Annotated in this window: 16 protein-coding genes and 1 pseudogene; 5 read left to right on the top strand and 12 right to left on the bottom strand. The window is 43.5% G+C overall.

Going from position 1 to position 22,746, the window contains the following annotated elements; all coding sequences use genetic code 11:
- The first annotated feature begins 231 nt into the window (after positions 1–231).
- A complete protein-coding gene (gene nblS, locus HG267_RS33585; RefSeq protein ID WP_045874040.1) occupies positions 232–2,127 on the top strand; it encodes a two-component system sensor histidine kinase NblS in 1,896 nt (631 codons plus the stop codon).
- A 138-nt stretch (positions 2,128–2,265) separates the two neighbouring features.
- Here nblS and HG267_RS33580 read toward each other — a convergent pair whose 3' ends face one another.
- The 8 genes and pseudogenes from HG267_RS33580 to HG267_RS33545 all read right to left on the bottom strand — a co-directional run bounded on the left by HG267_RS33580 (position 2,266) and on the right by HG267_RS33545 (position 12,955).
- Positions 2,266–2,901: a Uma2 family endonuclease gene (locus tag HG267_RS33580; RefSeq protein WP_045874039.1), complete on the bottom strand. Its 636-nt coding sequence runs from the start codon at positions 2,899–2,901 to the stop codon at positions 2,266–2,268.
- A gap of 80 nt (positions 2,902–2,981) precedes the next feature.
- A complete protein-coding gene (locus tag HG267_RS33575) occupies positions 2,982–3,851 on the bottom strand; it encodes an oxaloacetate decarboxylase (RefSeq protein ID WP_045874038.1) in 870 nt (289 codons plus the stop codon).
- A 663-nt stretch (positions 3,852–4,514) separates the two neighbouring features.
- A pseudogene (locus HG267_RS33570) lies at positions 4,515–9,470 on the bottom strand (AAA family ATPase); the annotation flags it as partial.
- 8 nt (positions 9,471–9,478) lie between these two features.
- Entirely contained in the window at positions 9,479–10,789 is a 1,311-nt protein-coding gene (locus HG267_RS33565) for an IS701 family transposase (RefSeq protein ID WP_096621593.1), read from the bottom strand.
- A gap of 38 nt (positions 10,790–10,827) precedes the next feature.
- Positions 10,828–11,304 (bottom strand): serine/threonine protein kinase, encoded by a 477-nt coding sequence (locus tag HG267_RS33560; protein WP_052335259.1) that lies wholly within the window; start codon positions 11,302–11,304, stop codon positions 10,828–10,830.
- A gap of 518 nt (positions 11,305–11,822) precedes the next feature.
- On the bottom strand, positions 11,823–12,449 hold the full coding sequence (locus tag HG267_RS33555) for a Uma2 family endonuclease (RefSeq protein ID WP_045871570.1): 627 nt from the start codon (positions 12,447–12,449) through the stop codon (positions 11,823–11,825).
- An 87-nt stretch (positions 12,450–12,536) separates the two neighbouring features.
- Positions 12,537–12,779: a DUF6887 family protein gene (locus tag HG267_RS33550; RefSeq protein ID WP_045871569.1), complete on the bottom strand. Its 243-nt coding sequence runs from the start codon at positions 12,777–12,779 to the stop codon at positions 12,537–12,539.
- Positions 12,779–12,955, bottom strand: a complete 177-nt coding sequence (locus HG267_RS33545) for a DUF6888 family protein (protein WP_194007800.1) — start codon at positions 12,953–12,955, stop codon at positions 12,779–12,781. The genes HG267_RS33550 and HG267_RS33545 overlap by 1 nt, the downstream gene beginning before the upstream one ends.
- A 181-nt stretch (positions 12,956–13,136) precedes the next feature.
- On the opposite strand from HG267_RS33545, the gene HG267_RS33540 reads away from it, so the two are divergent.
- Positions 13,137–15,254 carry an ATP-binding protein gene (locus tag HG267_RS33540; RefSeq protein WP_045871568.1) on the top strand — a complete coding sequence of 706 codons (2,118 nt, stop codon included), beginning with the start codon at positions 13,137–13,139 and terminating at the stop codon, positions 15,252–15,254.
- Between the two features lie 10 nt (positions 15,255–15,264).
- A complete protein-coding gene (locus tag HG267_RS33535) occupies positions 15,265–15,639 on the top strand; it encodes a response regulator (protein ID WP_045871567.1) in 375 nt (124 codons plus the stop codon).
- Positions 15,640–15,649: 10 nt separating this feature from the next.
- On the opposite strand, the gene HG267_RS33530 is transcribed toward HG267_RS33535, so the two are convergent.
- Positions 15,650–16,231, bottom strand: coding sequence for a phycobilisome protein (locus tag HG267_RS33530; protein ID WP_045871566.1), 582 nt, complete (start codon positions 16,229–16,231; stop codon positions 15,650–15,652).
- A 227-nt stretch (positions 16,232–16,458) separates the two neighbouring features.
- Here HG267_RS33530 and HG267_RS33525 point away from each other — a divergent pair, with 227 nt between their 5' ends.
- Positions 16,459–17,256 carry a DUF1838 family protein gene (locus tag HG267_RS33525; protein ID WP_045871565.1) on the top strand — a complete coding sequence of 266 codons (798 nt, stop codon included), beginning with the start codon at positions 16,459–16,461 and terminating at the stop codon, positions 17,254–17,256.
- A gap of 114 nt (positions 17,257–17,370) precedes the next feature.
- Positions 17,371–18,030 (top strand): HEAT repeat domain-containing protein, encoded by a 660-nt coding sequence (locus HG267_RS33520; protein WP_045871564.1) that lies wholly within the window; start codon positions 17,371–17,373, stop codon positions 18,028–18,030.
- A gap of 43 nt (positions 18,031–18,073) precedes the next feature.
- On the opposite strand, the gene HG267_RS33515 is transcribed toward HG267_RS33520, so the two are convergent.
- From HG267_RS33515 to HG267_RS33505, 3 genes are all read right to left on the bottom strand, one after another.
- The gene (locus HG267_RS33515) at positions 18,074–21,190 is read right to left on the bottom strand and encodes a PatA/PatG family cyanobactin maturation protease (RefSeq protein ID WP_045871563.1); all 3,117 of its coding nucleotides are present in this window, start codon (positions 21,188–21,190) and stop codon (positions 18,074–18,076) included.
- A gap of 70 nt (positions 21,191–21,260) precedes the next feature.
- Positions 21,261–22,178, bottom strand: a complete 918-nt coding sequence (locus tag HG267_RS33510) for a LynF/TruF/PatF family peptide O-prenyltransferase (protein WP_045871562.1) — start codon at positions 22,176–22,178, stop codon at positions 21,261–21,263.
- 302 nt (positions 22,179–22,480) lie between these two features.
- Positions 22,481–22,729: a DUF5837 family cyanobactin class RiPP gene (locus HG267_RS33505; RefSeq protein ID WP_045871561.1), complete on the bottom strand. Its 249-nt coding sequence runs from the start codon at positions 22,727–22,729 to the stop codon at positions 22,481–22,483.
- Between the last annotated feature and the right edge of the window lie 17 nt (positions 22,730–22,746).

The following is a 22,746-nucleotide window of genomic DNA, read 5'->3' as shown; positions in this document are numbered from 1 at the left end:
GCATGGGGCATGGCTAAGAGTTCCCAATGCCCAATGCCCAATGCCCCAAGTCGGCGGGCGGCTATCCCTCTTCACCCACAAGGGGATGGAGTTTCCCACCGACTTCCAATAAATGTTAAAGGATGAAGTCAATTCATCCTTAAAATCTCCCTAACTCTACATTTTGATCAAATTAACTGTTAATTTTTTAGTTGTTGGGGTTTATAAAACTACTAACAACTTTTATTTAAGATGCTGGCTCTTGTGAAGACAATCCGAGAAACGATCGCGAATTGGTGGTCAGATTTCACCCTCCAGACGAAGCTGTTAGCTGTTGCCACTTTGGTGGTTTCGTTAGTTATGAGTGGTCTGACCTTTTGGGCGGTGAATACAATTCAACAGGATGCGCGGATGAATGACACGCGCTTCGGTCGTGACTTGGGACTGCTGCTAGCTGCCAATGTCGCCCCTTTAGTGGCTGACCAAAATCTCACTGAAGTTGCCCAATTTTCCCAACGCTTCTACAGCAGCACCTCTAGTGTGCGCTATATGCTTTACGCTGATGAAACGGGGAATATCTTTTTTGGCATTCCTTTTTGGGAAGCGGAGGTGAAAAACTCCCTCACCATTGAACGGCGAATCCAACTGCCAGAAGATTACCCTGGGGAAGGGGACAAGCCAATGGTACGGCAACACATGACACCTGATGGTGCTGTAACTGATGTGTTTGTACCATTAATCGTCAATAAAAAATACTTGGGTGTATTGGCGATTGGCATTAACCCCAACCAAACTGCTGTCATCTCCACCAATTTCACCCGTGATGTTACCATTGCTGTTTTTATCACCATTTGGGTAATGGTAATTTTGGCAGGGGTAATTAATGCTTTAACAATTACCAAACCCATTAAAGAACTACTGGTAGGCGTGAAACAAATCGCCGCCGGAAACTTCAAGCAAAGAATTGACTTACCCCTAGGAGGTGAACTAGGAGAGTTAATTTTAAGCTTTAATGACATGGCACAGCGTCTAGAAAGCTATGAAGAACAAAATATTGAGGAACTAACGGCAGAAAAAGCCAAGTTAGAAACTCTAGTTTCTACCATTGCTGATGGTGCGGTGTTGATTGATAATAATATGCAGGTAATTTTAATCAACCCCACAGCACAACGCATTTTTGCCTGGGAAAATGAAGAGGTCGTAGGTAGCAATGTGTTATATCATTTGCCCTCGGCTGTGCAAATGGAAATTACCCGGCCTTTATATGAAATGGCTGCGGGTGAATGTGAAAGTGCTGAGTTTCGCATTGCGCTGAACGAACCCACAAAACGCACAATCAGAATTTTGCTGACTACAGTGTTAAATTTACAACGGGAAAGCATTAAAGGCATTGCCATTACAGTGCAAGATATCACCCGGGAAGTAGAACTTAACGAAGCGAAAAGTCAATTTATCAGCAACGTTTCTCACGAACTACGAACACCTTTATTTAACATCAAATCTTTTATCGAAACATTACATGACTACGGCGAAGACTTGAGTATAGAACAGCGCCAAGAGTTTTTACAAACAGTTAATCATGAAACCGATCGCCTAACACGCTTAGTCAACGATGTTTTAGATTTATCCAAATTAGAATCAGGTCGCGCCTACAATTTTGATGGCGTAGATTTATCGCAAGCAATTGAACAAACCTTACGAACTTATCAATTAAATGCCAAAGATAAAGGCATTGAATTAATTCAAGAAGTAGCCCCACAGTTACCCTTAGTGTTAGGTAATTATGATTTATTACTACAAGTATTAGCTAATTTAGTGGGTAATGCTCTCAAATTTACACCTGCTGGCGGTAAAGTAGCTATCCGCGCCTATCAATTAGATTTCATCCATACTTCTCACAATCAGCCGCTACCTGTGCGAATCGAAGTCTCTGATACTGGCATTGGCATTGATTCAGAAGACCAACAAGCGATTTTTGACCGCTTCTTCCGCGTAGAAAATCGCGTTCACACCCTTGAAGGTACAGGTTTAGGTCTTTCCATTGTCCGCAATATTATCGAAAGACATCGTAGCCAAGTGCATTTAGTTAGTGAAGTGGGAGTAGGTACAACTTTTTGGTTTGATTTAACAGTTGTGAATAATTCCTAATTCGTAAAATTCACCTCGATAAAAATTCGCTGCCCAGATCCCCGACTTTTTCAAAAAGTCGGGGATCTAAATCTTGCTTGATAATGCGTTGGTGCGTTGCGCTGCGCGACAACACACCCTACATTTACTTTTTACTTTTTACTTTTTACTTCTCACCCACTCCCTAAACTCTCGCATTCTGGCATTTTCTCCCTTTTGTGTGTCTAATTGCATAAATCTTGTGAGTTCTTTGATAGGAAATTTGCCGAAAGCTAAACTACTATCTGACTCTATGTAACCTGTATCAGTGAGAATATTTATAATTAATTTCCCGGCTTCATATCGCCAAACTTCGGGAACTTTTAATTCAGCATAAATTGCCATTTTATCAATCGAAGGATTTGTTATATCAATTTCAATTGCTAAATCTGGTGGTGGGTCATTCTCTAAATTAATATTCAATTTATTCCGAACTTTTATTTCATTTTGGATGTAAAAACATTCATCAGCTTCTTTTCCCACAGATTTTGGTTGTGAACGCCAGGTAGTAGATTTTAAACCTCTAATTTCCATCCCTAACTCTTCAGTTAGCACTGTGATTAACCGACCCAAATTCCAGGCATAGGTTTCATGTTCTGGTAGTGGTGTCATCAATTCCAATGTTCCCTGATAATAATTCATCCGCAGCTTGGGATATTCAGCAAATGCATCTAAAAGCTTCTCGTAGGTTTGCCAACTGACATCATAAAGAACAAGACGAGAACCTTCAATAGGTGCTGCTAGAGCTTGAGTCATAATTGCTGATGTAGCATTCGTTATGTCTATATTATCGCTGGGAGTTTTGATTTCAATTCGAGGTTCGCAATCCTACTGGTTTATTTTTCCGCCGCAAATCTTTTTTCCGTTTGCAGAAATTGCGGAACACCCATTAATTCCTGAAAATCTTTAAAAGTTACTAAATCTGGTAAATTTGCAGTTGTTCCTTGCGTTTTTAAATGCTGGAAACAAGCATTCATGACATGAGTAACAGCCATCAGTGCAGTGAGTGGGAAAAAGACGATTTTGAAGCCTAATTGCTGTAACTGTGCAGTCGAAATTTCTGGAGTTTTACCACCTTCAACAATATTAGCTACCAGTGGCACATCAGGAAAAGCAGAGGCGATCGCTTTTAATTCTTCAACGGACTGGGGGGCTTCTACAAATAGTACATCAGCACCAGCAGCAATGTAAGCACGACCACGAGCGATCGCAGCTTCTAAACCCAGTGGCGCACGGGCATCTGTACGGGCAATAATTACTAAACCACTATCACCACGTGCTTCTACAGCAGCTCTAATTTTCCCAGCGTGTTCTTCCAGAGAAACTACTCGCTTACCTTCAAAATGACCGCACTTTTTCGGCCATTCCTGATCCTCTAGCAACACGCCAGCTAAACCCAACTGTACAGCATCCTTGATAGTACGCATCACATTTAAGGCGTTACCGTAGCCAGTATCTAAATCGGCTATGAGCGGTACAGTAATTGACTGAGCAATCCTCCCGACACTATAAAGCATTTCTGTAGCGGTGAGAAAACCATAGTCGGGTAAACCCAGTGTAGAAGCAGCAATGCCAAAGCCACTAGTAGCCACTACTTCAAAACCAGACTGTTGAGCCAACTTAGCACCCAGACAGTCGTAAACCCCAGGAATAACAATAATTTCAGGACTCGCTAATAACTCTCGCAGTTTTTGTGCAGCAGACATACAGCAATTTATGGGTGCAAAATACTCCTATTTGAGGATACAGCGAATGTTCACCATCAATCAATTTTAGATTGGGGATTTTAGATTTTAGATTGGATGTTTCAATGCAAAAAATGAAATCAAAATTAGTCAATTTATTACTAATTTAAAGATTATTTGCAATATATAAATTCTGCATAGGGATACAAAAATTTTGTGCCCTTATCCATTTTTAGATAACACAGTATTGGATTCTTATATTCCCTAATTCTTTTCCTACTTGTGAGTTCACGTAGTAGACTGACACAGCTAATTTGATGCAATAGCAAAAATTCATCGGCGTTTATCGGCACGGCAGTTGCTTCTCCCAAGGGGAGACGCTACGCGTAGCTTGCTTCCCCGTAGGGGTACAAGTCGGGGAACCGCAAGGGCGCACTGCCTTGTTTATCTGCGGTTAATTTAATCAAATCTAATGCCTCATTTTAGGCGTGTTAGTCCAGTAGTGGCGTGGCAAGGCTAAAATGTTGCAATAATTTTTCTTGTGGGGTGGACATCTTGTCCGCCCCGGACGGGCAAGATGCCCATCCCACAAGAGTTTTTTTCATGCACTATTTTTGGTGTGTTAGTCCAGTAGGATGCGTTACGCTATCGCTAACGCATCCACGCCCAAATCCAAAATTTGCATTAACCCCGAACTGGGAGGGAAATGAAAAACTCAGAGCCTTGTCCCAATTGGGACTCGACTTCTAGCCGACCACCATGTTTTTCGATGGCAATTTGACGGGCGATCGCTAAACCTAACCCCGTTCCTTTGCCAACCTCTTTTGTGGTAAATAAATGGTCAAAAATCTTAGATTTGACTGACTCATTCATGCCTTTACCGTTGTCGCTAATGCGAATTTCCACCGTATTTTGTGCCGCCAATAATGTAGTTTGAATTGTTATTTGTTGGGGATGGTTTTCTAACTCTTTTAAGGTTGCTTGCTGTGCCATTTCATCGAACATATCAATTGCATTGGCTAGAATGTTCATAAATACTTGGTTAAGCTGACCGGGGAAGCAATCAATTTCCGGGATATTACCGTAGTTGCGGATAACGTGAATGGCAGGACGATGTTCATTCGCTTTGAGTCGATACTTGAGAATTAACAGCGTACTATCTAACCCTTCGTGTAAGTTGGCTCTAACTTTATGTTCCGTATCAGCACGAGAGAAGGTACGTAGGCTAGTGCTAATGCTTTTGATGCGATCGGTCGCGCCTTTCATCGAGTCAATTAACTTTGGTAAGTCTTCCAACAGAAAATCCAGGTCAATCTCTTCAGCTAATTCAGCCACCAAATCGATAGGCGGCTGGTGCTGCTGATAGGTATTTAACAACTCACACAGGTCTTTGACATAATCTTTGGCATTGTTAATACTGCCGTTAAGAAAGCCGACTGGGTTATTAATTTCGTGAGCAACCCCTGCTACCAAGTTACCCAAAGTCGCCATTTTTTCGTTTTGTACAATCTGTAGCTGAGATTCTTCCAGCTGTTGAGCATAGGCTTGAGCTTGCTGATAGAGACGAGCATTCTCTAGGGAAATCGCAGCTTGGGCACAGAGCAGATTTAGTACTTCAACGCGATCGCGGGTAAAGGCTCCGGTTGCCAGGTTATTTTCCAAATAGACTATACCTAGCAACTTGCCTTGTTGCATGATGGGGCTACACAGCAGACTCTTGGGTTGCCAGTTTTGGATATAGGCATCACCAATAAATAGGGAATCTTGCGTGGCGTTGCTAATCACAGCAGCCTGCAAGCTGCGTTTGACTTTTGTTACTAGACTGACGGGCACTATACCACTATCAACAAGCGACTGCGCCGGATGCAAAATCTTCGTTTCGATTTGGTGCGATTCTGTAAGTGTGGCCCTAGCCTGAACCGTGAGATTTTGCCCCTCACTCAACATTAAAGTGCATTGGGTCGCACCTGAAGTTTGCATGACTGTTAGCAAGAGAGTGCCAATTAACTGCTCAAGCTCAATTTCACTAGAAAGAGTTTGAGAAGCTTTGAGGATGGCAACTAGATCCAGGGAATCAGAAAGACTGGTGGAGGAAGTACTAGTTGAGGTGACAGTTGCAGTGGCAAATAAGGTTTCGTCAATAGAGAGTGGTGTCTGTGCTTTTTGGAGGATGGGAGTCAGCAGTTGCGGATAACGAGTTTCCAAATCGGCGAGTTTGGCTTTCGCTCCCCAGCGCACATAGCTATAGTAGGCTTCAATCATGTAAGCTTGGGCGATCCGCTCTTTATGCCAATCGAGATAGAATTTGGCCGCTAGTTCATTGGCAAGGGCTGCTTCTTGAGGGTAGCTATTGGCTTTGGCATTTGCGATCGCCAAATCGTAAAATTCTATAGCTTCCTTTTGGTGATCAAGAACGCGATGTTTTTCCGCTTCCACTAAATGATATTTGTGCAAGTAGTTCATGGGAGCATAATCTGCCCATTCTTTTAACTTGGCTTGATTTTCTAGCATTCGCTGCCATCGCGGTTCTGACTCTGTCATCGATGCAGGTGGAGTAGCAAGCACGGTCAGAGAATCATAGAAATATAACAAAGGTTCAACAATATTTCCCATTCCCGCAGCTAAATATTGGCGGGTTTGAGCCGCATCATGTTCCGCTTTGGCAAAGTCTTGCAGCCAGTAATTCAAGGTGAAGCGATACAGATAAAAGTAGCAAAGTCGGTAAAAATCGACTTTAGCCTCAGCTAGGACTTGTTCTTCATAGGCATCTTGGCGTAAGGGAATTTCTGCCTCTGACTGACCCAAGAGAATTTGCGCTGCTTGCGAGTAAGCCAAAACACAGTTTGCTGCGGTGAATTGGTTGAGGTCGCATAACTGTTGGTAATAGGCACGAATTTGGGGTTCGAGTTCAGCAAGTGGTTGACCGCACCAATAGGCATTCAAGCAGTACAACTGAGCATCGTAGCCCAGAAATTCTAGATTGCCAGTTTCTAATGCGGCTTGATAACCTTCCAACAGAATAGGCAGCGTTTTTTGTAGATGAGTCGTCCAATGACCCACATATCCCCCCATTAACAAAGCTGTTGCTGGTCGGATATTTTTGGCATCTGGCTCTGAGGCCAGTTGGTATCCTAATTGCCCAAACTGAGGTACTTTGCTCATGTCTCCCCACAATATTCTCAGTTGGAAGGCGTAACCCGCATAGCAATAAGCCGAAACCGGACTATTGCCGAATTGAATCGATAATTTGACCTGTAACGCAACTATGAGGAAATAGAGCTTTGAGCCTGTCATGTAACAGACGGGTGTCAGCCGAGCCGCATTTTGCATAATCGCGAGCTGCTGGGCATCGGTCATTGGCGGCAGATCAATAAATGATTCAATGGCGCGATCGCTAATTAAGGCATCGATTTCCTGCTTCAGTAGCCGAATATCCTCTAGGGTTGGTTCGTCTGGCAGATTCACGCCCAACATTTGAAAGACCGATTGACCGATAGCGATCGCTTCTAAAAATTGATTGCGAGCGACTAATGCCTGGATTCTGACTTGGTAGACTTGCACCTGTTCTAGAGGCGTTTTTCCCCGCTCAATTACCGCTGCAATCCACCGATCCATCTGCTCAAAATCGCCAATCAAGAAAGCGACCTCGGCAGCTAAGTCATGCAGAGCTAGGGTCATTTCGTACTGCTGTTGCCAAGCCTCCCCTCCCAGCAGTTGCAGTCCCACGGAGGCATATTCACGGGCAGCTTGATAGGCGGTTGCAGCTCTGGCTTTGCGGCAAGCTGTGAGGTTGAGTTGGGCGAGTTCGTCCCGTTCCTGCTGTTTTCTCAGAAGTGTGGTGCCGTAATTTAACTGATTGACGATTTCAAAAATGCGCTCTTCTCTAGCGCCTGGGGAAACTTGTCGCAGCAACAATTGTCCAATCTGGTAGTGAGTGGTTTGTTTTTGCTCGTCAGGAATGAGGGAATAAGCAGCTTGCTGAACGCGATCGTGGAGGAAGCGATAGGAACAATTAAAGGTGATTGGCTGCTGGACTTCTGCCACCTTGAGTTCTGATGGCTGATAGAACTTATAGACATCGCTGATGGGCAAAATTACCCCTTCTTGCAAGGCTTTCCAGAGGTCGATCGCAGTATCTTCGGGCGATCGCTGATTGACTATCGCTAGGGTAGCCAAATCGAACTGAGCGCCAATGCAAGCCGCCAGTTTTAAAGCAGTCTGAGTGGCAACAGGTAATTTTTGTAACTGCAGGGCCATGAACTCGACAACATCATCAGTGAGTGCGAGTAACTTCACCGTTGCTAGGTCACACTGCCAATGTCCTGTGTGGGAATCAAAGGAAATATAGCCGTCCTCTTGCAGGGCTTTGAGAAATTGGGTGAGGAAGAAGGGATTACCCTTAGTTTTTTGATAGAGCAATTCCGTTAGCGGTTGAGCCAGTTCCAAAGAACAACTGAGTGTATCTGCCGTTAACTGATTGACATCGACTTGGCTGAGGGGTTTCAGGGTAAGGGTATGGATAAAAGTTTGAGCTTTTTTGACCTCGTCGAGCATCAACATCAAGGGGTGTGTCGGGAACACTTCGTTATCCCGATAGGCTCCAATCACGAACAGATAACCGCGATCGCGCTCTGTCAGCAGTAGCTTCAGCAAGTCCAGAGAAGCTGAATCAGCCCACTGCAAATCATCCAAAAAAATCACCAGTGGATGCTCTCTGGTGGTAAACACCGTGATGAACTTTTGGAATAGCAGATTGAAACGGTTCTGAGCAGCACTACCCGATAGTTCTGGTACGGAGGGTTGTGAGCCAATGACCTGTTCGAGTTCCGGAATCACCTCGATTAGCACCTGGCCATTGTCACCTACAGCTGCCAGAATCTTTGCTTTCCAATCTTGCAACTGTATGTCATCACTACTCAGTAGTTGACCCATCAAATCGCGGAAGGCTTGAACAAAGGCGCTAAAGGGCAGATTGCGGTTGAATTGGTCGTATTTACCTTTGATGAAATAGCCATGCCAACGCACAATCGGTTTATGGACTTCATTGACGACAGCGGTTTTACCAATGCCAGAAAAACCTGCCACTAACATCAGTTCCGAGGCTCCGTTAGCAACGCGGCCAAAAGCATCGAGCAAGGTTTGCACTTCTGGTTCTCGGCCGTAGAGTTTTTCAGGAATCAAAAAGCGATCGCTAATATCCCGTTCGCCTAACTCAAACCAAGCGAGTTTGCCTGCAAGATGATACTCTTCCTGGCATCTCAGCAGATCGTGCTTCAGCCCAATGGCACTTTGATAGCGGTCTTCTGCGTTCTTAGACATCAGTTTGCGAATGATTTCACTGAGCATGATCGGCAAATCTGAGTTGAGATCGCAGATAGAGAGGGGTTGCTTTGCTAGATGAGCATGAACCATTTCCATTGGCTCGTCTGCTGGGAATGGTAACTGTCCAGTCAGCAGTTCAAAAAAAGTAATTCCCAAGGAATAGAAATCACTGCGGTAGTCAATCCCCCGGTTCATCCGTCCGGTTTGTTCCGGTGAGATATAAGCGAGAGTGCCTTCTAAAACATTGGGATTTTGAATCTCTCTAGTTTCGCGGGTTAACAGAGAGGCAATACTAAAGTCAATCAGCTTAACCCTCTTTTGTCACTCTAGGCAGAGGAAAAGTAGAAATCAGGGTGAATCAGGGATATAAAAATTGAACTGGTGAGGCTATAAATAATAGATTGAAGTTTAAAAAAACCCAAAGCTAATTGAGGAATAGGAAAAACCGTTAACCAGGGATATATCAGATTAAATAAAGTAAAAGGTTGAATAATCAAACGAAGATTGTTAAGAATGTTCTTCCAGCCATTTCCATTATCCCACCAAGGATGTGAAACAAATTTTGACTCTCGTTGTGATGGAGACTGAAACAGTTGCTCCGAATGCAGACTAACCATTAAATAAGCACTGCAAATAATTTCCCACCATCGCTCAATATCTGGGTAGTGAGTCAGGCGAAAATCTGACCAACCTAATTCATTCTTACTTTGTTTTAACCCGTACTCGACCCAAGTTCTTAAACCGTAAAAATTTCCAACTTCTCTTGGCGTAATGTCTGGATATTTACTCATCACATACCAAGTAGTGTTATCAGGCAAATTTTCTGGATCTGTAGTAATTTGCCAATATCTAAGTTCTCCACGTTTTCCCGGAATAATTTCTCTAATAAATCGATTTTCCCGACTCAAGTCAGAGAATACCCTTTGAAACTTCTGCCACTTTAAATATTGAATATGTTGTCGTGGAAGTATTTCTACATAATGATTTGACCGAATCGCTACTATATAGTTCAAGTTTAGTTCATCTAATACAGATATGAAATTCTTACCACTCTCTCCATATAAGCTATCTGCAAGTACTAAGTTGAATTTAAAACCCATTGATTGTAGCTTTTTTATCAGTATTGCTGCTATTTCTGGTTTAGTGCGGTACTTATCTCCTGCCTGTAATCTTTCCCTGGGTTTATACACTTCAAACAGTAATGGAAATGTCATCCCACAGAAAACACCATATACTGTCACTGCCACAATTCCATTATCTGTTTTTCCCAAATTTCCTATATACTGCCGTTTCACATAATCTGTCTTGCTCCCTTTCTTTTTATCCCCTGTCTCATCAATAATTAAAATGATTGGTCTACCTTTTAGCACTTGTAAAATTAACTCTAACCTTAAGGTTCTTAACTTTTCTATATCCCAAGGTGATGTAGTTAGAAAATGATGCAACCCTTGCTGGTTATCTAATCCTACGATTTTTGCTATTTCTGGCAATGTTTTACGTTTTAGATCAGAAATGCAGCCTACATGGAGATATTTAAAAGCCTCGAAACTCCTAACATCTGGAAACAGACTTTTATACCACTGGCAATATTCGTCCACAAATTTGACTGTTGGTGCGGCTGGACGGGGCTGTACCATGCTCTGTGTCTTGGTTCTAGCATTTTTACCTTATTATACTACTGCCAGAGTGACAAAACAGGGTTAATCTGCCCCGTTGCTGGTTGAATCAGAATATTGGCTGGTTTAATGTCTTTGTGAATAATCCGTTGCTGATAGAGCTGGTGGAGGACATCCACAATTTGCAGGGCAATCGGCCAGAATTGTTCGACAGTCAGAGGGGAAGCCTGGATGTAATGACGTAGAGAGATGCCCCCGATATCTTCCATCACCAGAGCATAGCCATTAGTAGAGGGTTCTAGACTAAGCGGTTGAACAATGCCTGGGATGTGAATATTTTTAGCGATCGCATACTGATTGCGAAACTGCACTAATTCGCTGAAGCTAGGATAATCGTGTCGCAGTGTCTTAATCACCACCGGACTTTGCTGCAATCCTTGCACTCCTCGATAGACAGCAGTCCTAGAACCTAGATACAATTGCTCAACCAAGGTATAACCAGAAACTTTAGGAAATTGCTCTGCTAGAGAAGTCATAGGTTTAGGAAGAGTGTTTTGACTTCAACTAGGATTCCCTTCAGTTTTGGTTAGTTAACAGACAGACTAATAGTATAAATACTTAGATGATGGGAAACTTTCTATATAATCTTTTCTTAACCCTAAAATATCAGGCATTACAGCTACTCATGCCTGAACATAAATAAGTATTAAAACAAGTTTAGATTTGTAAAGTAGGTGCGTTACTCGTAAACAAATCTAATATTTACCATTCAAATTTGTATGAATTTACTGCATTAGAACCCTGATTGTCAGAATATCTATAGAAACTGAGGAAATTATGAGGATATCTAGAGTATTTCTTGCAAAAATCGTTTAATCTATAGACTAGAATTTATACACACATTTATAACCGGAGTATTAAAGCGGTTTGTAGTCTGGTTGATAATAATTGATACGTAGCAACGGCAATTTTTCCATCTCAGGACTCTATACTGAGTGTTTTTCTTGCTCCTTATAGGCTGTTTTTTAACTCAGCACTCAGCACTCAGCACTTTTCATCTCCCAGCCCTCAAAACCTGTTCAGCCGTCAGTTTTAAATTGGGGAAGGTTAGAGAAACGATAGTCTGATTGCCTCGAAACTGCTGAATTTCATACTCTCCATTGAATAGCGTACAAATAGAGAGGGTAGGTTGTTTAGGTTTTCCAATGTGTCGAGTACCACCACTACCTGCGTAGTCTGCAATCCAATATTCGGGAATTCCTAAAACCGCGTAGTCTTCAACCTTACGGGCATAATCATTTTGCCAATTGCTACTAACAACTTCTGCCACAAATTTAATCGAACTACCCAGAGTCAGAATCGATTGGTCAGACCAAAGCGGTTCTTTAGTTAGTTCATCTCTATCGACAACTGCAACATCAGGTCGAAACGCTGTCATACCAATATTAGCAGGGCGTAATAGTCCTCGCTGAAGGACAAACCAAGGTAAGCCTGTCGCATCGATCTGCACACAGATTTTTGCGGTAATAAAGGCTGCAACCTCTTCATGCAGACCTGTTGGTTCCAAGTCAAACACCTCTCCATCGATCAGTTCATAGCGGTTATTGCCACCATAACGGGCAATAAACTCGTCAAAGCTGAGTGGCTTCTGTTGTATTGGTTGGTTGATCGCAGTGGTCATAGGTCAATTTAGGAACTACCAACTAAAAAAATATGCCATCACTGTGTAGGTAGGAGGCAGATAAGACCAAAACGAAGAGCAAAAACTCTATTCCGTCGGCTCCACTGTGTTTTTAGCTGGCTGGCTACTACGCGATGCTTCTAATTTCTGCCGAATTGCTGCCTGAATCTTTGCGTCAAAATCAGGATCGCTTGGGCTGGCAATGAGGGATTTTGGACGCTGAGTGAACCTGTCCAAATACGCCTGAAAAGCAGCTTGATCTTGGCGGTTTGATAGAAAGTACTGTTTTAATTCGGCATCACTCATGGCATCAAAATTTACTTGACTCATCAGAACACCTCACCATTCGGTACAATTTCAAACTCAAGGTCTTCACCATACCCAGCTAATACATACACATTGAGAGTCCTCTGATCAATACAAACTAGATGAATCGGTTGCAGCATTATATACGTCAACTGATAGCTAACACGATATAAACTCTCTAGTTGTGCAGCAGTAGGCATTTCGGTCACTTACTCCACCTAATGCCCATTGTAACAGGCGGCTTGATGAGAACTAGAGATGCTAATGCCTGTCGTGAGGAACTTGTACAAAATGTTAACTTTTCCAACATTAACTTAATCAAAATTGAACTTGAGATAAGTTCAGTAAAAAATGGAAATGTCCCTTTGCATATATATGTAGGTGTCTAAAAGTTCCTCGAAGCAGCTAAAGCAATCCGGCGCAAAGAAATCTAAACATCAACGACGAACTCAAAAGCGCTTGATTAAAACTTTATTTCAGAACGCCCATGATGCGATCGCTCTCATTGACGATCGCTTATGTTTCGTAGATATGAATATTGCTGCTTGTGATTTACTTGGTCTACCACGTCAGCAACTTAAAGGGCAAGCTTTATCTAATTTCATTACTGCAGAATTTACTCGTCAACCCAAGTCTGTGGGTTTTCCATCAGGAAAATCATTAATGGGGGAGCTGTTAGTTGTATCTGCTGCTCAAACCCCACGAGAGATGGAATATACTTTAACACCTAACGTCCTGCCCCACTGTCATCTACTGTTATTGCGAGATATTAGTCAACGCCGAGAATCAATGCAGGCGGAATTAAGACAGCAACAGCAGCGAGTGGAACTGTTTTCGGAAGTGACGCTCAAAATTCGCCAGTCGTTGCAGCTCAAGGAAATTCTGCATACCACTGTGACAGAAGTGCAGCGGATTCTCCAAGCCGATCGCGTGCTAATTTATCATGTATTGCCTGATGGTACAGGCAAAACCATCAGCGAATCAGTGTTACCAGACTATCCCACACTCATGGATCTGGAATTTCCCCAAGAAGTTTTTCCCCAGGAATATCAACAACTATATGCCCAAGGAAGAGTCAGAGCGATCGCAGATGTACATGATCCAACCGCAGGATTAGCAGAATGTTTGGTGGAATTTGTCGATCAATTCCATATCAAAGCCAAATTAATTGTACCGATTGTGCAAAACCTCAATGCCAACTCCCAGAATCAGCTGTGGGGTTTGTTAATCGCCCACCAATGCGACAGCGTTCGCCAATGGGTGGATTTTGAGTTGGAATTAATGCAGCAATTAGCGGATCAAATCAGTATTGCTTTATCTCAAGCTCAACTATTAGGAAGATTAGAAGAGGTTGTAGCAGCGCGCACCGCCGAATTGCAAGAGGAAATTAATGTGCGGATGCAAGCGGAAGCAGCATTGCGACAGAGTGAAGAACAATTGCGATTGATTACCAATGCCTTACCAGTACTGATCGCTTATGTAGACGAGCAACAGCAATATCGCTTTAATAATCAAGCATATCAAGATTGGCTGGGACAATCGCCTCAAAAAATTTATGGTTCCCATCTGCGTCAGGTTTGGGGAGAAGATTGCTACCAAAGAATGGAAGTTTATGTAAAAACCGCTTTATCTGGGCAAGCGGTCAACTATGAAAATGATATTGTTTTAAGAGATGGGAGTTGGCGAGCGGTTGATGTGACTTACATCCCGCATTTAGATGACGAAAACATGGTCAAGGGATTTTTCGCACTGAGTAGCGATATTAGCGATCGCAAAGCTATTGAACGGATGAAAGATGAATTCATTTCTATCATTAGCCACGAACTGCGGACTCCCCTAACTTCCTTGCACAGTGCCTTGAAAATTTTGGCTACAGGGCGATTAGGTACTCTCTCGACTGAAGGACAACAAATGCTAGGAATTGCTGATGACAGTACTGAACGCTTAGTGCGTTTAGTCAACAACGTCCTCGATTTACAGCGAATTGAGTCTGGCAAAGTCATTATGGAGTGCCAAGCCTGTAATGCTGCTAATTTGATGATCCAAGCAGCAGAGGCCATGCAAGCAATGGCACAGCAGCAAGAAGTAACTCTAGTCAAACAACCACAAGATATTTCTGTGTGGGCAGATGCCGATTATATCTTGCAAGCCTTGACAAATTTACTTAGTAATGCAATTAAATTTTCATCACCAGGGGGGACTGTTTGGCTAACAGTAGAACAAGAAAAAAACTCCTCAAACAACCCCAAAGAAGTGGTGTTTCGGGTGCGGGACGAAGGACAAGGCATTCCGGCTGACCAACTCGAAAGGATCTTTGAAAGGTTTCAACAAGTAGATTCGTCAGATTCCCGCAAAAAAGGTGGTACTGGTTTAGGGCTGACTATCTGTCGCAAAATTATTGAACAACACAACGGCAGAATTTGGGCTGAGAGTACTCCAGGGTGTGGAAGCACTTTTGCCTTCACATTACCTACCCTTGAGTACGCCAATATCCAATGAGGGGGGAGCTATGCAGACCAAGCGGATTTTAATTATTGATGACGAAGAAACCATCCAAACTGTTGTGCAATTTGGTATCAAGATGGCTGCTGGATGGGAAGTTTTCACTGCTAGTTCTGGTTTTGAAGGCATCCAAGCTGCCCAAACGGCAAAACCGGATGCAATTTTGTTGGATGTGATGATGCCAGATATGGATGGTATTGCTACCTTTAAAGAACTCCAGTCTCATTCCGAAACAGAACAAATTCCGGTGATTTTGTTAACTGCCAAAGCCCAAACAGCAGAAAAGCGCCAATTTAATGATTTGGGAGTTAGCGGTGTCATTACCAAACCCTTTAATTCCCTGGATCTACCAGAGCAAATAAGTAGAATTCTCCATTGGTAGCCGAAATACCTTAGCGAAATTGTTTTAATTGCTCAATCAAATGTTCAAAATAAGGGGCAACCATTGCTTGCTGCTCTGGTTCTACTCGCTTTAAACTGGCAGTTTTAATGCCTTCTAGCCCCACAACCATTGCATCTAAAGGTACTTGCAATTCTTGATACAAGAGTTGCATATAGCGCAATCCTTCAGAGCTTGTATAGTCGGTATGCTGACCAGCAATACCGTAAGTAATACAGCGTAAGAAGTGCCAAAAATCACGCCAGCAGGCATCGGCCCTGACTGCGGGGTAGAGTCCACCACCAGGTTGGGTAATGTTGGGGAATGTAGCTAATACCTGGCTTCTGGCTTCATCGACAATTTCATGGACGCGATCGCGTAACTCCTTACTTACGGGAATAAGTGCTGTATTTGCCGATCCCAGTTGCTGAATCTGCTGCAAATCTTCATCAGTAAGATACCGTCCTTGGTCGTCAGCCGCCTGGAATAGCTCAATAGCCTCTGCTGAATGGGTATTTTGCCAAGTAGCAAAACTGACAATCCTGGCTTTTTTAATCAGTTCTCGAACTTTTTCACTTAATTGTGCCTGAGTCACTTCGCTTCGCTCCGAATTCAAAATTCAAAATTCAAAATTAATTGTTCTCATAACGAAGTTTAGGGCTTGTATCCTTGTGGTTTTCGGTTATTTTCAAAAGTATTAATTGATTGAAAAGAACTCTTGCCCCTTTTTAAACTTCTAGCAGGGTTGTGGCAAATAGCCTCACAAGTGAGCTATTAGTAAAACTTTAGCGGTAACTTGTTGCGAAACTCAACAGGCCAAGTATGAACAATTCCGAAGACTACATAGTTAATAACCTAGATTTCTATAGAAATCATCATGGTCAGCAGCTTTATTATCGCTGGGAGGGAGAAGTCTTTTGGCAAGAGACAGGCGAACATCAACGGGAGAAATTATTCTCGATTATTGGGATGAATGCAACTAAAGTTTTCATTCGTCCCGATTCTGAGTTGGGCCAGGTGGGTTATCGGATCAATCGAGAGTTGGGTTTGTTTTGCGATCCGCAGACCCAAGAAATCCTGCATACATGGCAACCCAGTTCGACTCGTCCGGCTGTAGCGATTGTACATATTGCCAATCGCATAGTGCAGGGGGCTGTGCGACCGAAAACGACGGTCATCCCCCAAGGACAAGATTATGTTACCTCTGTTGTAGAAATTCCCCTCACCTATCCTCATCCATTAGCAGCAGATCCTCAATATCGAGATTATTGTCCCGGTGAAACCTTTAATGGCACAGAATATTTCACCAGCCACATTGCCCGACCAGGGGTGAAGAATCTGCCTCCAGCGACCTGGGCAAGAGATTGTCCTTGGTTACCTTGGATGAAACTGGGCTATGGTCATCCTGCGCGCTTACGATTTGAGACCACAACGACTCGGGTTGAATCCTTTGAACAACTACATCCCAACCTGATTAAACTAATTCGCGCACAAGTGCCAATATATGAATTTACTCCTGACCAGAGTAACGAAGCAAATATGACCAGTACACTGTACTTTAAGCAGCATTTTGACGCTTACCTCAAAGGAGAACGCTTTCCCATTCCTGAACGGGTTTGAGAACGGTTTGAAACTTTAAGCTTTTGCAGGCATAGGAAAGAATGCCAATGCCCAATGCCCAATGCCCAATGCCCAATGCAATTTTCTCTAACTTAATTTCAGTGTGTCAATTCTATGGATCTCAGTCAAATCGAAACCAATCTGCAAAACCCTGATTTTCAATACCGCCTCAAGGCAATATCTGCCCTGCAAGATTATCCGGCTGATATCGCTGTTCCTTTACTTAACCGCCATATCCAAGATCCAGAGTTTTTGGTGCGAACCTTTGTTGCGAGGGAGTTGGGTAAGCAAAAAACCTCAGAATCTTTTGCTGCTCTGTTGCAAATTATCAAGTTTGATAACACTCCCAATGTCCGCGCCGAAGCGTCTAATTCTCTATCCTTATTTGGCCAAATTTCTGCCTCTCATTTAGTACAAACATTTTTACGAGACGATCACTGGTTGGTACGTCGCAGTATTTTGGCAGCCTTAGTAGAAATGGATTGCCCGGAAGAAGTTCTAGAAGTGTGTATGCTAGGGCTAGAAAGTGACGATGCCGCAGTCCAAGAAGCATCTGTAGATGGGCTGGGGTGGTTAGCGAATTCTCGTCAATCTGGAGCCGCTTTGTCTCAACTCCTGAACCTGAAAAATTCTGAGTATGAATATATCCGGGTACGAGTTGCCTATGCCCTCAAGCATTTTAATACTCCTCAAGCCAAGGAAGCCCTCGCACAACTGAGACAAGATGCCGATCACCGGGTGGTAGGGGCGGCAATGGAAAATCTAATCTCTTGATGTTTGTTTAGTATATATGCACAGAGGAAAGTCAGTTTAAGACCTAACTTTCCTTTGAGCGAGACGGTAGAGACCAACTTTTAATTTCACCGATAGTTACTGGCATAATCAGTGCCACATCAATGGTAAAGCAAAAAACTTTGCGTCCTCGACGACTGCTTTCTGGATCAGAAAACTCCAGCCTGATGTCCCAACAATCGCTATTGAGGCGACAGAACGGACTTTTTTCAACCGTAATTATATCGAGTTGACGACCTTGAGCGATCGCCTGGGCAAAAGTGGCAGCCGCTTGGAAAATATTGGTAGCCGCAAAGTTAAGGGCGCGATCGCGGGATGTGTTTCCTATGTTGCGTAAATCGTTGTAAACTCGGTGGAGGAAATTGCTCAAAGCCTGACGCACTAGGGGAGCTTGGGCTTCGTCCACCCGACGAGCAATAGCTGCCATCGCTGCATCAACCAGAGTATTAACTTTCCAACCGTACATTCCTCGCACATTATGTACTTTCACCACAGGTAAAACTTGACCGGAGAAAAGTTCCACTGTGCGGTTAGTTAGTTTAGCTGGAATACTAACTCGCTCAACAAAATCATTGCTGCTTTCTGGCTCAAGTTGTCCTGCCAACATCAACAAAAACATCTCGTATATCTGGGACGAAAACGCCCCTGTTGGCTCTAGTGCATAGATTATGTCTCCATCCAAGCTCAAAGTCCAGATGAGAGAACGGCTGTCATCAGGATGGCGATCGAGGTGTTCGACCATCTGCCGCGGATCGTAAGGGTCTGGTGGTACAATTACACCGTTAACTTCCGGCGCAAACATCGTTTGTTGGAATGTATCACGGCGGGTTTCGTCTCCAAAGTCGTAACCGATAGTCCCCAAAGCATAAACATTACCAGAGTAGGCGGCGCTAGCTTCCACTGTGTTTGTGTCTGCCGGAATTGCGGCGGCGGTGACGGATGTCTCGTTTGATGTGGTAAGGACGGCTAATTGCACAACTGGGTTGGCGACTGTCGGGGTAATGCTTGCCGGGGTAACTGTAGCGGTAGGCATAGCATATCCAGCGTGTTCCGTGCGGATTACTTGGTCGCCTGCAAAGGAAATAGTGACGGAGGGTTGCCCAAACAGCACCTTCATTGCACCAGGAATATTGACAAAACCACGTAAGCAGCGTTCTGGTTCTTCTACAACCTCTGGGTTACAGGGAATCGCAGTATTGAGTAGTGCCGTGCGGACTGCTTCAGCATCAACTGGTTTACCCTGCTGCAGTTGCAAACTCATCAGTAATGCGGATATTCCGGTCATGACAGGAGCTGCCATACTTGTTCCTGTTAGGCGTACTGGTTTTTCAGTATAGGGTTGCGCCCCCAAGACATCTTCACCAGGAGCTAGGATACCTTCCTTTGCATTATTGCCTCCCCAGTTGCTAAAGTGGCATGGTGTTCCATCAACTTTGGCAGATCCGACCGCCAAAGTTCCTGATAGTACGGCAGGCATACACCAGCATTCACCTAAATTGTTTCCTGTTGGCGAGACGATCAAGACATTGTTTTCTTGACATTTTTTAATCGCCTGCACCAGCATTTCTTCCCCTTCACCGGTTTGGGTGGGGCGACAAAAACCACAGTGGATAATATTTGCACCCAACTCTAAAGCTAACTCGAAGCCACGAGCTAGGTTGAGGGGTGACAGAACATCGTCATAATTTCCAACAACTAGGGCATCTTGCGGTATGTTTATTACCCGGCAATTGGGAGCAATGCCAAAAACTGGACTGTGTTCTTGCCCCACAATCGTACTCGTAACGTGACAGGCATGATCATTGAGTTCAACACGCTCCTTGTTTTCTCTTAAGGCAGCTTTGAGTGCATCTTCTTTCTCCTGACCCTTCAGCCCTTGATCACGAATTGCTTGGAAGGTAATGTAATCTTCTGCAGTGATCGCATCTGCTGGTTCGTGCCAGTAAGGAAAAACTTTGGAAACTTCAGCACCTTCAAAGCAGGATAATGTGTGGTCTGGGTCGCCGTCTAAAATTACAATCGTGATGCGGGGATCGCCAAGGGTTTGGTTATGGAGTTCTGCTAGTCCAGGGATGCGATCATCGAGGTCATGGGGGTGGAGTGCTACTGATTGTTTGATGGCAGAACTCTCAATTTCACTCGCTGAAACTGTTGCCAACTCGCTTTCTCCTTCAGCGACAATAGATGTATCTGGAGTTTGAGCGATCGCATGATCAGCCATCAAGTCAACAGCCTCAAGCTCAGTAGATTCCACTTTCACTGAGGTATTCACACCACTTTCCCCTAGCTCATCTGAAGCAATTTCTGCTACTAATCCAACAGACTCAAACTGATTTACTAATATTTCTGTGTCAATAGACTCAGATTCAGCCTCAACTCTACGCAGTTCAGCCTCACTTCCTGAGAAAGTCGCCTCAGTTAATTTTTCTGACTCATCAAACTCAATCGACTCTACCCTACTTGTTTCAATATAGTTATGACGACCATTGCAGCTACGACTGTGGAACAGCAAGTTATGAAAGTCCCAAAGTTGGAGGGAGGGGGGTTCGGGGTCAGATGTTAGAAAACCCGTGGACCATAGCAAGTTGAGGAACTGATAGGCGGTTTCTGCTCCCAAGTAGGGTGGTGGTGTTAATGTCGCTAGGGATTGAGGCTGGGCAAGCTGGGCTAGGATAGCACTTGCTCGCCATTCTAGCAGCTTGACTCGAAACTTCGAGAGGGGAGACTCCAATACCATTGTGCCTTCGTAGGGATGCTGGTAGGCAAAGCGGGAAAGGGTGACATAGGTTTGTGTCCAGTAGGGTTCGGTCAGATTTAATTGGGCGGATTCTACCATTGGGACTGCTACTGCCAAAGGCAACACAGCATAACTCAACCAGCCCCGCTCATCAAGTTGTTGTAGCATCCGCCCAAACTGTTCTCCTGTCGCCTGACCATCCAGTTCGATTAACCCTTGCACTAGTGATTCGGGGGTAATATTACCTGCTTTGAGGTGATTGAGAGCCATACCAATTCCGGGTGTTGTCGCCAGAGTGAACAAAGCGGTTGGATCAGACTCTACTGAGTGCAAAGTGCAGTAGTCTTCGGTAGTTGTCACTTGGACAAAGGGATTTAGGGAAACCGTGAAGGGGTGATGGTTCATAGTGATGGATAACTACAGAAAATGACTAAATAAGAGAGTTCATAGTGAGCGGGTATTTGAATCTGATATTTTAAGAAAATTCTCGTCTGTAGTAGAACCGCAAATTTTCAACATGGTGTGACTCTAAATCTTTCTGAGTCACACCCACACACGGTAAAGGCCCAGCACCTTGACTGCGGCAAAAGTCATAGATTCTCTGACCTAAACTTGTGAATAAAAAGTATTTCGGCATATCCTCGATATTGTTAAATCCGAAATATATAACTGCTTCAGTATTTGCTTTAGAAAAGCCTGCCATGAAAAGATCACAAGCTTCTAGCAAATAAAAAACTTTTTCAGAAAAATTTCTCTTAGCGTAAGACTTGAGATATATTCCCTGATTACCTACTAATTGCTGTTTTCCTCCTGGACAAGAGGTGTACAATTCCACTTCTGAACGACCATTCAGGAAAAAATCAAATCCAATCATGTAAGAGTCTTTGAGAAGAACTTGAATCAATTCAGGAGAATATTGGCTGCCATCAAGACCGATCGCAGTCATCACAAGTTCTTCAGTATCTTGATTTGGATCTATACCAATATGAATCTTGACACTAGAATCTTCAACATTGGGACGTAAATCAATTCCGGTTGTGTTCCAGAGAATTTTGTTAGAGTTAATATGCACAGCTAAAAATTGTTGGAGCAAATCACGATTGATTTGAATTCCTACCCGGCTTTCGACTTCATCTAAAAATTTTAGTGATTGCCCCAATGACTGGGGCCAAGCGTCTCTATAACAAATATTAATTCGTGCTGCAAATAACTGATTACTTTCCACTTTACACGAAAGTTCAACAACACATCGAGATCCTAAAGCTTGGGCTAGATTTTCCAGCAGAGGCAGAGGAAATTCAGGTTCTACATCAAATGCCTCTTGATGAGATCGCATAAACCGAAGCCGTCTTTCTTGCAAAATACTATGCTGAAATGCAGGAGTAAAAGTCATAAACTTACTTAGGAAAATACACTTAAATTCAATATTAATTTACTTCTATGCTTATAAAATATACATCTTTATAAATTCAGTTTTTTATATAGAATAAGGCTTGCAGCTTAATTATTTAGATAGAAATTTCTAATGATATTGAGTTGATCTTTATTCCAGGATATGAGGTGGATATAAGAGCAGAATACCGGATAAAGTCCGATGGCTGCCCACACATCCTGAACCTCATATCCATCAAAATCTAGTGTTATTTAGTCTCAATGCAAAGACAACTAAACACTATGCTATTGAAACACACTAGATTATTCATCACCATCATAGGAGCAGTAGCAGGGTGCAGTAGACGCATCTACTCCATCGTAGGAGCAGTAGCAGGGTGCAGTAGACGCGTCTACTCCATTGTAGGAGCAGTAGCAAGGTGCAGTAGAAGCATCTACTCCAGCACCACCAAGAGCTTCTTCAGAGAGTTCAGCCAAGTGGCTGGGGAGTTGACCGTTGGTGATCCGAATGACGGGCTTGCCCTGTTGGGGTAGAATGTTTTTCTTGTCCATGAGTAATGTCCTCATTA

It is taken from the genome of Tolypothrix sp. PCC 7601 (assembly GCF_025677855.1).
Lineage (GTDB): Bacteria > Cyanobacteriota > Cyanobacteriia > Cyanobacteriales > Nostocaceae > Aulosira > Aulosira diplosiphon.
Note: the sequence above shows the minus strand (reverse complement) of the source record. Positions and strands in the feature narration are given on the sequence as shown.